Annotated in this window: 10 protein-coding genes; 3 read left to right on the forward strand and 7 right to left on the reverse strand. The window is 68.6% G+C overall.

The features are described from left to right. Positions 1 to 12: 12 nt before the first annotated feature. The 5 genes from ABAZ39_RS24540 to ABAZ39_RS24560 all read right to left on the reverse strand — a co-directional run bounded on the left by ABAZ39_RS24540 (position 13) and on the right by ABAZ39_RS24560 (position 4,121). A complete protein-coding gene (locus ABAZ39_RS24540; protein ID WP_051658493.1) occupies positions 13 to 540 on the reverse strand; it encodes a tripartite tricarboxylate transporter TctB family protein in 528 nt (175 codons plus the stop codon). Positions 541 to 598: 58 nt separating this feature from the next. Further along, positions 599 to 1,564 carry a Bug family tripartite tricarboxylate transporter substrate binding protein gene (locus ABAZ39_RS24545; protein ID WP_040136534.1) on the reverse strand — a complete coding sequence of 322 codons (966 nt, stop codon included), beginning with the start codon at positions 1,562 to 1,564 and terminating at the stop codon, positions 599 to 601. 105 nt (positions 1,565 to 1,669) lie between these two features. After that, a complete protein-coding gene (locus tag ABAZ39_RS24550) occupies positions 1,670 to 2,320 on the reverse strand; it encodes a 2-dehydro-3-deoxy-6-phosphogalactonate aldolase (RefSeq protein ID WP_040136536.1) in 651 nt (216 codons plus the stop codon). Positions 2,321 to 2,325: 5 nt separating this feature from the next. Beyond that, positions 2,326 to 3,318, reverse strand: a complete 993-nt coding sequence (locus tag ABAZ39_RS24555) for a 2-dehydro-3-deoxygalactonokinase (RefSeq protein WP_040136538.1) — start codon at positions 3,316 to 3,318, stop codon at positions 2,326 to 2,328. Continuing rightward, positions 3,282 to 4,121, reverse strand: coding sequence for an IclR family transcriptional regulator (locus ABAZ39_RS24560; protein WP_040136541.1), 840 nt, complete (start codon positions 4,119 to 4,121; stop codon positions 3,282 to 3,284). Before ABAZ39_RS24560 ends, ABAZ39_RS24555 begins: the two co-directional genes overlap by 37 nt. A 280-nt stretch (positions 4,122 to 4,401) precedes the next feature. On the opposite strand from ABAZ39_RS24560, the gene clpB reads away from it, so the two are divergent. Further along, positions 4,402 to 7,071: an ATP-dependent chaperone ClpB gene (gene clpB, locus ABAZ39_RS24565; protein WP_040136543.1), complete on the forward strand. Its 2,670-nt coding sequence runs from the start codon at positions 4,402 to 4,404 to the stop codon at positions 7,069 to 7,071. Positions 7,072 to 7,219: 148 nt separating this feature from the next. Further along, complete coding sequence (locus ABAZ39_RS24570; protein WP_040136545.1) at positions 7,220 to 7,813, forward strand: class I SAM-dependent methyltransferase; 594 nt, start codon at positions 7,220 to 7,222, stop codon at positions 7,811 to 7,813. Between the two features lie 5 nt (positions 7,814 to 7,818). On the opposite strand, the gene ABAZ39_RS24575 is transcribed toward ABAZ39_RS24570, so the two are convergent. Together ABAZ39_RS24575 and ABAZ39_RS24580 are read right to left on the reverse strand one after the other, a co-directional pair. Continuing rightward, complete coding sequence (locus ABAZ39_RS24575) at positions 7,819 to 8,637, reverse strand: cytochrome c oxidase assembly protein (RefSeq protein WP_051658494.1); 819 nt, start codon at positions 8,635 to 8,637, stop codon at positions 7,819 to 7,821. An 81-nt stretch (positions 8,638 to 8,718) separates the two neighbouring features. After that, positions 8,719 to 9,486: an FCD domain-containing protein gene (locus tag ABAZ39_RS24580; protein WP_040136547.1), complete on the reverse strand. Its 768-nt coding sequence runs from the start codon at positions 9,484 to 9,486 to the stop codon at positions 8,719 to 8,721. Positions 9,487 to 9,899: 413 nt separating this feature from the next. Between ABAZ39_RS24580 and lldP the strand changes: the two genes are divergently transcribed. Continuing rightward, positions 9,900 to 11,588 carry an L-lactate permease gene (gene lldP, locus ABAZ39_RS24585; protein WP_040136550.1) on the forward strand — a complete coding sequence of 563 codons (1,689 nt, stop codon included), beginning with the start codon at positions 9,900 to 9,902 and terminating at the stop codon, positions 11,586 to 11,588. Positions 11,589 to 11,627 lie beyond the last annotated feature (39 nt).

Raw genomic sequence — 11,627 nt, forward strand, 5'->3', positions numbered from 1 at the left:
TCTCCTCGCTGACTAGAACTCGCCCGTTTCGAACAGGCTTCCGTCCGGCAGCGGGATCTGCAGGGCGTACAGGAACACCAGATAGAGGAAGGCCGTGACCGCCACCGCGATGATCGGGGCGCGGACCCAGCTGCGCATGCCCATGAGCCGCATCATGCCGATGAGGAACACCACCGTCGTGGGCAGGTAGCCGATCAGGGACAGCATGTAGATATAGACGGCGGTCGCGACCACGCCGATGGCCACCCGGTGGAACCGGAACGCCTCGGCCGGGGCTTGCGGCTCGGCGGGTGCGGCCTGGGCGCCGCGCTTGGGCATCAGCCGGCCGATGACCAGGATCGCGCTCAGGACGAGCAGCGCACCCGCGTAAATGATCGGAAAACGGGCCGGTCCGACATCGGTGTCGAGGCCGGCCATCGTCGGAAAACCGCCCGACACGACGATGGCCGCGACGGCGACGGCGGCGACCACGGCGCCGGCGAAGAGGTCGGCCGAACGCGGCGTTCCCGACCCCGGAGTTCCACCAGAGGAATGGCTCATTGGACGTCTCCACGCACGGGGCACGGGCGGTGGACGCCCGCGCCCCTGTCTTTCCTGATTACTTCGCCATTCCGAGCTTGGTCATCAGGTCCTTGAAGAAGGCGTTGTCCTTCTTGATCATCTCACCGAACTCGGGACCGTCGGCATAGGCCAGGGTCAGGTTCATCTTGGTGAGGGTCTCCTTGAAGGCCGGCTCGTTGGCGGTCGCCTTGGACGCCTCGCGCAGCGTATCGACGACGGCCTGCGGGGTCTTCTTCGGAACGACGATGCCGCGCCAAGTGTAGACCGACAGGTCGATGCCCTTTTCCTTCACGGTCGGGACTTCCGGGAAGGCCGCCGAACGCTCGTCGCCCATAACGGCGAGAATGCGCAGCTTGCCGGCGGCGACGTGGTTCACGACCTCGGCCGGGCTGACGCTCACCGCCTCGATGTGGTTGCCGAGCAGGGCGGTCACCGCCGGGTTGGCGCCGTCATAAGGGATGTGGCTGAAGCTGGCACCCGTCTTCTCCTGGAGCGCCGCCGCGGCGAGGTGCCAGATGGCGCCCGTGCCGGAGTTGCCGATGCGCACCTTGCCTGGGTTGGCCTTGGCGTTCGCCAGGAAGTCCTCGAAGGTCTTGAAAGGCGAGTCGACGTTCACCGTAATGGCGCTCGGCTCGGCGTTCAGACGGGCGATCGGGGTGAAGTCGTCCGCGGTGAAGCGGGCGATGCCCATGTGCGGCAGCATGGTGAGTTCCACCGTGCCCATGCCGATGCGGTAGCCGTCCGCGCGGGCGGCCATGATCTCGGTCAGGCCGACGGCGCCGGCGCCGCCGGTCTTGTTCACCACGCCCATCGACTGGGGCAGGTGCTTCTTGGCCGCGTCGGCGTAGGCGCGGGCCACCAGATCGGTGCCGCCGCCCGCCGCGTAGGGGACGGTCAGCTCGATCGGCTTGGTCGGATAGCCGGCGGCCTGCGCGGCCACCATCATCGTGGCGGAGGTCAGCGCGCCGACGACGGCGCCGGTGAGGAAACGATAGCCCTTCATGAGCGTTCTCCCTGGAACTTTGCTTGTGGTGAGGAGGGGGGAGGAGAAAGCCCGCGGCGCGTTCTGCGACCGGCCGCGGGATGGTCCGCTGGTACCGTGGCTCGGTCAGCGCGGGTTGAGGCGCCGCCACGCGGCGACGAAGGCGTCCGCCCGGACGCCGACCTCGGCGGCAGACAGGCCCGGCGCATACAGCGCGGACCCCAGCCCGAAGCCGGCCACGCCGGCCTCCAGGAACGGCGCCATGGTGTCCGGGGCGATGCCGCCCACGGGCAGCAGGCGGGTACCGGCGGGCAGGATGGCGCGCATCGCCTTGATGATGCGCGGGCCGACCAGCTCCGCCGGGAAGATCTTCAGGGCGTCGGCCCCGGCTGACAGCGCTGCGAAAGCTTCCGTCGGAGTGGCGATTCCGGGCAGGCTGACCAACCCCGCGGCCTTGGCGGCGCGGATCACCGCCGTGTCGGCGTGCGGCATGACGACCAGATCGGCGCCGATTTCCTTGAGCCGGGCCACCTGCTCCACCGCCAGGACCGTGCCGGCGCCGACCAGCGCGTCGCGCGGCAGCAGCCGGCGGACGGCGGCGATGCTCGTGAACGGATCGGGCGAGTTCAGCGGCACCTCGATCATGCGGAAACCGCTGTCGTAAAGCGTCTGCGCGACACCCTCCGCCTCCGCGGGGGTCAGGCCGCGCAGGATGGCGACCAGCGGCAGGGCGGAAAAGGCGGCGTCGAAGCGGGCCTTCAGGGAATCATCCGACATGTTCGTCACTCCCCCGCCGGCGCGATCAGGCCGGCGGCAACGGCAAACTGGAAAAGCCCACGCGGGGCGGTGTTCTCAAGCCGGTCGGTGGGCTCGACGCCCAGCAGCTCCAGGCCGCGCACGTAGCGGCGGCAGAGCGCGCCCTCGCCGATCAGCAGAAGCGGACGGCCCTCATGCAGCTCGTTGCGCATGTGGCCGAGGCCGGAGACCAGCTCGTGGCCGATCAGCAGGCCGGACAGGTAATCCTTCAGAAGCTCCGCCGGCATGCGGCGGGTGATGCCGAGCGTGCGCGCGGCGAAGATCTGGTGCGTGAAGTCGCCCGGCCCGCTGGCCTGCGCCGCCCGCACGCCCTCTGCGAAGGCGGCGTCGGACTCGGCCTCCGCCGGGGCGGCGTCCGCCGGCATCAGCCGGCCGAGGATGGAGTGCTTGCACAGCACGGCGAAGGTCTCGCCGGTCATGTAGGTGGAGAAGCGGATCATGCGCCCGCCGACGATCTCCACCCATTTGGAATGGGTGCCGGGCAGCACCATGCAGGCGTCGCGGCCCCAGTCGGGACGATCGGCCAGCACGCCGGCGATCTGGATCTCCTCGCCGCGCAGGATGTCCGGCGGGCCGCTCGGCGGGTCGTAGAGGACGCCCGGCGCGATCAGGATGCGGGAGCCCGACGCGCTTTCCACCGGAATGGCCTGCGAGGCCAGGGTGGTCGTGTCGGCGGGGCAGCGGACATAGGGGGCCTCGCGCCAGCCCTGGGCGCTGCCGACCATGCCGCCGGCCACCACCGGCAGCCCCGGATGGGCGGCCATCCAGTCGCCGCACAGGTCGGCGAAGGCCTGCTCGAAGCCGGCGATGCCCGGCATCGGCAGGTTCTGGATGCCGTGCGCGTTGGCGCGCTGGTCCAGCACCCGCCCGTCGCGGCCCATCAGGAAGCCGCGCAGGCTCGACGTTCCCCAGTCGAGGGCGATCAGCGATGCCCCGACGCCCGTTCGTCCCGTTTCCATCCCAAATCCTTTGAAATCGCGTCGGCGACCGCCCGGACCACGGGTCCAAGCTCCTCCATCCGTTCGTCCGGCATGTACGGCACGGCGCTCGCCACGCTGATGGCGGCGACGACCTGGTTGCGGACGTCACGGATCGGCGCGCCGACGCAGCGGATGCCGATTTCGTTTTCTTCAAGGTCGAAGGACCAGCCGCGATCCACATAGGCGGCCAGCCGGGATTCGAACTCCGGCCAGGGCGCCAGCGGGGGCCGTTCCGGCGCCGCCGCGGTCAGGCGGAGCGCGTGTTCGTACAGCTCGGACCAGCGCTCGCGCGGCAGGCCGAGGAGAAGCGCCTTGCCCAGCCCCGTGGAGGCCAGCGGCATGCGCAGGCCGATGCGCGACCGCATCTCCAGCCCGCGCGTGTTCGGAATCTTGTCGAGGTAGAAGACCTCCGCCCCTTCGACGACGCCGAGATGGACGGTGTCGCCGGTCTGGCGGGCCAGCTCCTCGATGTGCGGGCGGGCGATGGCGACCAGCGGGCGCTGCTCCAGCGCGCGCATGCCGAGCGCGATCAGCTTCGGCCCCAGCAGGTAGCCCTTGTAGGGCACGTGATGCAGATAGCCGTCCTGGGTCAGGCTGTTGAGCATCCGGTGCGTGGTGCTGCGCGGCGTGCCCAGCCGGGCGGCGATTCCCTTCACGTCACCGATGCCCGCCGCAACGCATTCCAGGAGGGCGAGGCCGCGCATCAGCGTCTGGGTTCCGGACGCCTGCGGCTTCTCCGGCGACGCTTGTGCATCGAGCGGATTTGCTCCGATGCCGGCCATATCCTCCCTCCCGCGTTGTTGTCCGATATCTGGCATATCAGTTTCCACCACTTTATGAAGGTGTATGGAGTGTGTCAAATAAATAAATCGTCGTCCATATAGTGAGACATCGTAGGCGCAAGACAGCCTTGCCCCACGGTCTGGGCGGCCGTCTTGATCGGGGCGGCACCCCTGCCCATCTGTTCCCTTGAGGCGACCGGGGCCGCGCATGGTGCGGGCCACACAGGCCGTCTTCCCGCGCCTTCGCAAAGGGCGGGAACCATAACGAACGGAGTGCCTGATGGACTTCGGTCTGTTCACCGACCGTGCGCGCGGCGTCATCCAGGCTGCGCAACTGGCGGCTCTCGCCGGACGCCACCAACAGCTCGTCCCCGAACATCTCGTGAAGGCCCTGGTCGAGGACGCCGACGGCGTGCCCGCCAAGCTGATCCGCGATGCCGGCGGCGACCCCGAGCTTCTGAAGACCGCCGCCGAGGAAACCCTCAACCGCCAGACCCGTGTGGATGGCGAAGGGCCGCACCCGATTTTCATGTCCCCGGCGCTCGCCGGCGTGCTCCAGAATGCCGTCGAAACGGCGCGGGGTGCCGGGGACAAGTTCGTCTCCCCCGAACGGCTTCTCGAATCGCTGGCCGCCCAGGGCGGCAGCACCCGCGCGCTGTTCCACCGCGCCGGTGTCGATCCCGCGGTGCTGGTCGAGGGCGTCGAGTCGCTGAGCAGGAACCGCCCCGCCGACCGGCAGGAGGATTCGCAGATGGGCGAGGCGCTCGCCAAATACGCCCGCGACCTGACGGAAGAAGCCCGGCAGGGCCGTCTCGACCCGGTGATCGGGCGCGACGACGAAATCCGGCGGACCATCCAGGTCCTGGCCCGGCGCACCAAGAACAACCCCGTGCTGATCGGCGAGCCCGGCGTCGGCAAGACCGCCGTGGTGGAAGGGCTGGCCCAGCGGCTGGCGTCCGGCGACGTGCCGGAGGGGCTGAAGGACCGGCGCGTGCTCGCGCTCGACCTCACCGCCCTGCTGGCCGGCGCCAAGTTCCGCGGCGACTTCGAGGAGCGGCTGAAGGCCGTCCTGTCGGAAGTGCAGCAGGCGGCGGGCCGCATCATCCTGTTCATCGACGAGCTGCACTCGCTGATCGGCGCCGGCCGCACGGACGGCGCGATGGACGCCGCCAACATGCTGAAGCCCGCGCTGGCGCGCGGCGAGCTGCGTTGCGTCGGCGCCACCACGCCGGACGAGTACCGCAAGTACATCGAGAAGGACGCGGCGCTCGCCCGCCGCTTCCAGCCGGTGAACGTGGACGAGCCGTCCGACGAGGACGCCGTGTCGATCCTGCGCGGCATCAAGGGCAAGTACGAGGTGCACCATGGCGTGCGCATCGCCGACGCGGCGGTGGTCGCGGCGGTGCAGCTCTCTGCCCGCTACATCGCCGACCGCCGACTGCCCGACAAGGCCATCGACCTCGTCGACGAGGCGGCCAGCCGCCTGCGCATGGCCATCGACAGCAAGCCGGAGGCGCTGGACGCCGTCGGTCGCCGTGTCGCCCAGTTGAAGATCGAGCGCGAGGCCCTGAAGTCGGAGCCCGATGCCGCGTCCCAGGAACGGCTGCACAAGCTGGAGTCCGAACTCGCAGTGGACGAGGCGAAGCTGACCGCCATGGAAGAGGAATGGCGCGTCGGCCAGTCCCGCCGCACCGAGGGCCGCCGCCTGAAGGAGGAGCTGGACCAGGCCCGCACCAAGCTGGAGCACGCGCAGCGCGATGGCGACTGGGCGAAGGCCGGCGAGCTGGCCTACGGCGTCGTTCCCGACCTGGAGAAGCGTCTGGCCGAGGCGGAATCCCGCGCCAACGCGGAGCGGGAGGAGGTCACGGCGAAGGACATCGCCGCCGTGGTCACCCGCTGGACCGGCATCCCGGTGGACCGCATGCTGGACAGCGAGCGGCAGCGGCTGAAGGGCATGGAGGACCGGCTGGCCGAGCGCGTCGTCGGTCAGGCGGAGGCGGTGCGCGCCGTGTCCAAGGCGGTGCGCCGGGCGCGGGCCGGGTTGAAGGACCCGAACCGTCCCACCGGCTCCTTCCTGTTCCTCGGCCCGACCGGCGTCGGCAAGACGGAACTGGCCAAGGCGCTCGCCGCCTTCCTGTTCGACGACGAGACCGCTGTCACCCGCGTCGACATGTCGGAGTATATGGAGAAGCACTCCGTCGCCCGCATGATCGGCTCGCCCCCGGGCTATGTCGGCTATGACGACGGCGGCACGCTGGCCGAGAAGATCCGGCGCCGGCCCTATCAGGTCGTCCTGCTGGACGAGGTGGAGAAGGCCCATCCGGATGTGCTGAACGTGCTGCTCCAGGCGCTCGACGACGGGCGGCTGACCGATGGGCAGGGCCGCACGGCGGACTTCCGCCACGCGATCCTGATCATGACGTCGAACCTGGGGGCGGACGCCCTGACCGCACTCGGCGAGGACGACAGCCTGGAGGGCGCTCGGATCGAGGTCATGGACGCGGTGCGCCGCGCCTTCCGGCCGGAGTTCCTGAACCGGCTGGACGACGTGCTGATCTTCCGCCGGCTGGGACGCGAGCAGATGGCCCACATCGTGGACATCCAGCTTGCCCGCGTCGCCGACCGTCTGGCCGAGCGCGGCCTGTCCCTGACCGCCGACGACGCGGCCCGCGCCCGTCTCGCCGACCTCGGCTGGGACCCGGCCTTCGGCGCCCGTCCGTTGAAGCGGGCGGTGCAGAATCTGGTGGAGGATCCGATCGCCGAGCGCTTGCTCGACGGCGAGGTGGACGAACGCTCGACCCTGCACCTGTCGGCGCGGGACGGTCGCCTGACCTTGGACGGGGTGCCGGTCGAGGAGGACCGCGCCACCGGCTTCAAGGCCCCGGAACGCCCGCCGCTGGGCTTCGCTCTGACCGGCAGCGGCGGACGGAGCAGCGCCGCCGTCCACTGAGCATGACGCGACACGAGAACCCCGGCCCGCAAGGGCCGGGGTTTTTCGTTGCGCGCGTCTCCCCAACGCATCGGTGATGTCCGCCGCTCTGTGGTATGCAGGAGGGACGGTCGCGCCGTCATCGGCGCGCCATGCGGAGGGCCGGGGAATGAGCGGATTGAGCGGATACGGTGAAAACGCGACGGCGCTCACGGAACAGTACGAGAGCGTGGCGTTCGCCGATGTGCATCGCGATGTGCTCCACCTTTTTCCCTCCCGGCCGAGCCGCATCCTGGACATCGGCGCCGGCACCGGACGGGACGCGGCCGCCCTCTCGCGGCTCGGTCACGACGTGACGGCCGTCGAACCGACGGTAGAGCTTCGCAACGCGGGTGTGCGCATTCACGCCGCGACGCCGATCCGCTGGATCGACGACAGCCTGCCAGAGCTGACGGCGGTGCGGAGCGACGGCGGGCGCTACGACGTCGTCCTGCTCACCGCTGTGTGGATGCATCTCGACAAAGCCCAGCGAGCCATCGCGATGCCGCACATCGCGGCCCTTCTGAACCCGAACGGCCGGATCGTCATGTCCTTGCGGCATGGCCCGGTGCCGGCGGGGCGGACCATGTACGACGTTTCAGCCGCTGAAACCATCGAGCTTGCCGCGTCCGTCGGCCTTCGCTGCATCCATCGGAATGACCGGGAGGATATGCTCGGCCGTGGCGATGTGTCCTGGAGCTTCCTCGGATTGGAGGCGCGCTGACCGCCTTACGACCGCTGCCGCTCGGGCACCATCAGCCAGCGCGCCAGGGCGTAGAGGTTGACCATCACATAAACCGCCGCCCCGACCACCCCCATGATGAGGCCGCCGAGCTGCTGGTCGGCGAGCGCAGACAGGCCCCAGGGCGCCGTCGTGTCCAGATGGTAGACGAACAGCGGCTGCGGGGCGAAGATCAGCAGCGCCGCGAGGATGGCGAGATGGACCGAGGTGCCGAAGGCCGACAGCAGCCCCCTCCCCCGCATCGCCGCATCGTCAGGGGCCAGCACCGTCCGCCACGCGGCGACCGCGCCGACGAGGAGACTGGCGTGCATGACCCACAGAACCGCGTCGAAGCGCAGCGCCGCCATGTAGGGTCCCGGCAGGTGCCACACCCAGAGGAACAGTCCGAACAGACCCCAGGCGATTTCCGAAATGGCCAAAGGTGACGCCAGGATCTGCGCCCAGCGGGGCCAGCGGAGCGCGCCCATCGGCCAGGACAGGACCAGCAGGGGCGCCGCCACCTGGATGGTCAGGAGATGCTGGACCACCCGCGCCGAGAACAGGGCGGAGGTCAGGTTGCACAGCGGCGACACGAAGGCGGCGAACAGCACCAGCCACCCGGCGGCGAAGCACCAGGGCTGGTGCCGCGCCATCCCCGCTCCATGCCGCCGCACCACCATCGCGTATCCCGCGGCGGCCAGGGCGAAGACGGACAGCAGGACCGGATCGCCGTTCCAGGCGCTCCAGAACCCGTCCGGCACCGGCGGGGCGCCGCAATAGGGAATGATGGACGGCAGCGTTTCGGCAAGTGGCGTTGCGGTGGGCACGGCTGGACCTCCCTTGGCCTACAGCCGTGTAAAACCGAGAATGGCCCTCGGGTTCCCGAATGATGGACGACCGAACGGGGCTCAGGCCCGTTCGGCAGTTTCGATCAGGTCGGTGCGCCCGATGCGGCGCAGGGAGGCCTCCAGCCGCGTGTCGTCCTCGCGGATTTCGCGCAAAGTGTGCAGCGTGAACATCACATGCGCCTCCGCCGCCGCCTGGGCGGCCTCGGCATCGCCGGCCAGAACCGCGTCGGCAATGGCCAGATGCTGATTCAACAGCAAGTCGCGCACGGCAGGTCGGGTGTAGAGCCGGTCGCGGTTGTAGAACACGTCGTTGCGCAGCATTTCCGACAGTGCGCCCATGATGTGCAGCATCACCGTGTTGTGCGCCGCCTCGTAAAAGGCGAGGTGAAGCTGGGCGTCCACGTCGGCCTCTTCCGACGGGTCGTCCTTCCCATGGGCGTCGCGCATGCGCTGGGCCAGGGCGCGGATCGCCTCGCGGTCGAGGTCGGTCGCCCGTTGCGCGGCCAGCTTGGCGGCGGACGCCTCGATGGAACTGCGGAACTCCAGGTAATGGAAGGGCGCGTCCGGATCGGATTGCAGCAGCGCCGCCAGCGGCGCCGCGATGGGCGCCAGAAACTGCGCGATGTGCGTGCCGTTGCGCCCGGAGACGAGCAGCCCGCGCTCCTCCAGCTTCTCCAGCGCATCGCGCAGGGACGGGCGCGAGACGTCCAGCTTGAGCGCCAGGTCCCGTTCCGGCAGCAGCTTCTCCCCCGGACGCAGAACGCCCTCCCGGATCAGCGTCTCCAGATGGTCCGCGATGGCGTCCGCCAATTTGGCCGGCTTTATCATTCCTCTGCCTTGCCCCTTGCCCTGCATCCGCAGAAATCCCGCCTCATCCAGAAGGTTAGATATCGTCACCGCTTTCGCACGTCCAGCCCTGCCGAGATCCATGCCACCGTTTCCCGGCCACTCCGCCACCGAATGGGTCTGGTGGTAATACCATGGGCAAGAAAAAGTCTCACTCAACGCTGACGGTAAATTGAATTTTCCCTATTGCCAACCATTGCGACCCAATGTATCCGTTCTGAGCCTTTGGTCATAAGTTTTGACCGGAGCCCAACCCAAGAAAAAACTGATCTCCACGACCGGTCGGCCGTGGAATGACAGGCGGCGCGCGTCCGGATAAGACGCGCGGGTCCGGGCTCCACTCACGGTCGCAGGCCAAAGCGCAGAACCGAGAATCTGCGGCATAGGTAGGAAACATGCAGCCCTGGACACAAGTCTACGATCCCGCGGGTAACCTTTGGCTTTCGGCACTTGTGGCCGCGTTGCCGATCATCTTCTTCTTCATCGCGCTGACCGTTCTGCGCATGAAGGGTCACATCGCGGGCACCATCACCGTCGCCATTTCGCTGGCCGTCGCCATCCTGTTCTACAAGATGCCGGTCAGCATGGCGCTGGCGTCCGCCGGATACGGCTTCCTCTATGGCCTGTGGCCCATCGCCTGGATCATCGTGGCCGCCGTGTTCCTCTACAAGATCACGGTCAAGACCGGTCAGTTCGAGATCATCCGCTCGTCGGTGGTGTCGATCACCGAGGACCAGCGGCTTCAGATGCTGATGGTCGGCTTCTCCTTCGGCGCCTTCCTGGAAGGGGCCGCGGGCTTCGGCGCGCCGGTCGCCATCACCGCGGCGCTGCTGGTCGGGCTGGGCTTCAACCCGCTCTACGCCGCCGGTCTCTGTCTGATCGCCAACACCGCCCCGGTGGCCTTCGGCGCCATGGGCATTCCGATCATCGTCGCCGGTCAGGTCACCTCGCTCGACCCGTTCAAGATCGGCGCCATGGCCGGCCGCCAGCTTCCGCTGCTGTCCGTCTTCGTGCCCTTCTGGATCATCATGATCATGGATGGCTGGAAGGGTGTGCGCGAGACTTGGCCCGCCATCCTGGTCGCCGGCGGCACCTTCGCCGTCACCCAGTACTTCACCGCCAACTTCATCGGGCCGGAGCTGCCGGACATCACCTCCGCCCTGGTCAGCCTCGTCAGCATCACCGTCTTCCTGAAGTTCTGGAAGCCGAAGGCGATCTTCCGCTTCGCCAACTCCCCGCTGGCGTCGGGTCCGGTGCCGCAGTCGGTCGGCGCCATGGCGTCGAGCGAGTTCAACGCCCAGCGCAGCTACAGCGCCGGTGAGATCGCCAAGGCCTGGTCGCCCTTCCTGATCCTGACCGTGATCGTCACGATCTGGAGCCTGAAGCCCTTCAAGGCCCTGTTCGCCAAGGGCGGCGCGCTGGCCGACACGGTGCTGTACTTCCCGATCGCCGGGCTGGACAAGCTGGTCCTGAAGGCCGCCCCGATCGTCGCCTCGCCGAAGCCCATCGACGCCGTCTACAAGCTCGACCTGCTGGCGGCCACCGGCACGGCCATCCTGATCTCCGCGATCATCACAATGGTCATGCTGAAGATGCGCCCGGCCGACGGCGTGAAGACCTTCGTCGAGACGGTCAGCGAGCTGAAGCGCCCGATCTACTCGATCGGCATGGTCCTGGCCTTCGCCTTCATCGCCAACTACTCGGGCCTGTCCTCGACCCTGGCGCTGCTGCTGGCCGGCACGGGCTTCCTGTTCCCGTTCTTCTCGCCGATCCTGGGCTGGCTGGGCGTGTTCCTGACCGGGTCCGACACGTCGAGCAACGCGCTGTTCTGCGGCCTGCAGGCCACCACGGCGCAGCAGGTGGGCGTGTCCGATGTGCTGATGGTCGCGGCCAACACGACCGGCGGCGTCACCGGCAAGATGATCTCCCCGCAGTCGATCGCCGTGGCCTGCGCCGCGGTGGGTCTGGTCGGCCGCGAGTCCGAGCTGTTCCGCTTCACCGTGAAGCACAGCCTGTTCTTCGTCGCGATCATCGGCGTCATCACCATGATCCAGGCCTACATCCTGCCCTGGATGATCCCCTAAGCGTCGACCTCCGACCCCCCTTCTCCTCCCCCCGAGGAG

The sequence above is a fragment of the Azospirillum argentinense genome, assembly GCF_000632475.1.
Lineage (GTDB): Bacteria > Pseudomonadota > Alphaproteobacteria > Azospirillales > Azospirillaceae > Azospirillum > Azospirillum baldaniorum.

What these genes read in the sequence shown, in the direction of transcription:
- ABAZ39_RS24550 (WP_040136536.1), bottom strand. Translation starts at nt 2,320, where the DNA reads ATGTCGGATGATTCCCTGAAGGCCCGCTTCGACGCCGCCTTTTCCGCC.
- ABAZ39_RS24545 (WP_040136534.1), bottom strand. Translation starts at nt 1,564, where the DNA reads ATGAAGGGCTATCGTTTCCTCACCGGCGCCGTCGTCGGCGCGCTGACC.
- lldP (WP_040136550.1), top strand. Translation starts at nt 9,900, where the DNA reads ATGCAGCCCTGGACACAAGTCTACGATCCCGCGGGTAACCTTTGGCTT.
- ABAZ39_RS24540 (WP_051658493.1), bottom strand. Translation starts at nt 540, where the DNA reads ATGAGCCATTCCTCTGGTGGAACTCCGGGGTCGGGAACGCCGCGTTCG.
- ABAZ39_RS24560 (WP_040136541.1), bottom strand. Translation starts at nt 4,121, where the DNA reads ATGGCCGGCATCGGAGCAAATCCGCTCGATGCACAAGCGTCGCCGGAG.
- ABAZ39_RS24570 (WP_040136545.1), top strand. Translation starts at nt 7,220, where the DNA reads ATGAGCGGATTGAGCGGATACGGTGAAAACGCGACGGCGCTCACGGAA.
- ABAZ39_RS24555 (WP_040136538.1), bottom strand. Translation starts at nt 3,318, where the DNA reads ATGGAAACGGGACGAACGGGCGTCGGGGCATCGCTGATCGCCCTCGAC.
- clpB (WP_040136543.1), top strand. Translation starts at nt 4,402, where the DNA reads ATGGACTTCGGTCTGTTCACCGACCGTGCGCGCGGCGTCATCCAGGCT.
- ABAZ39_RS24580 (WP_040136547.1), bottom strand. Translation starts at nt 9,486, where the DNA reads ATGATAAAGCCGGCCAAATTGGCGGACGCCATCGCGGACCATCTGGAG.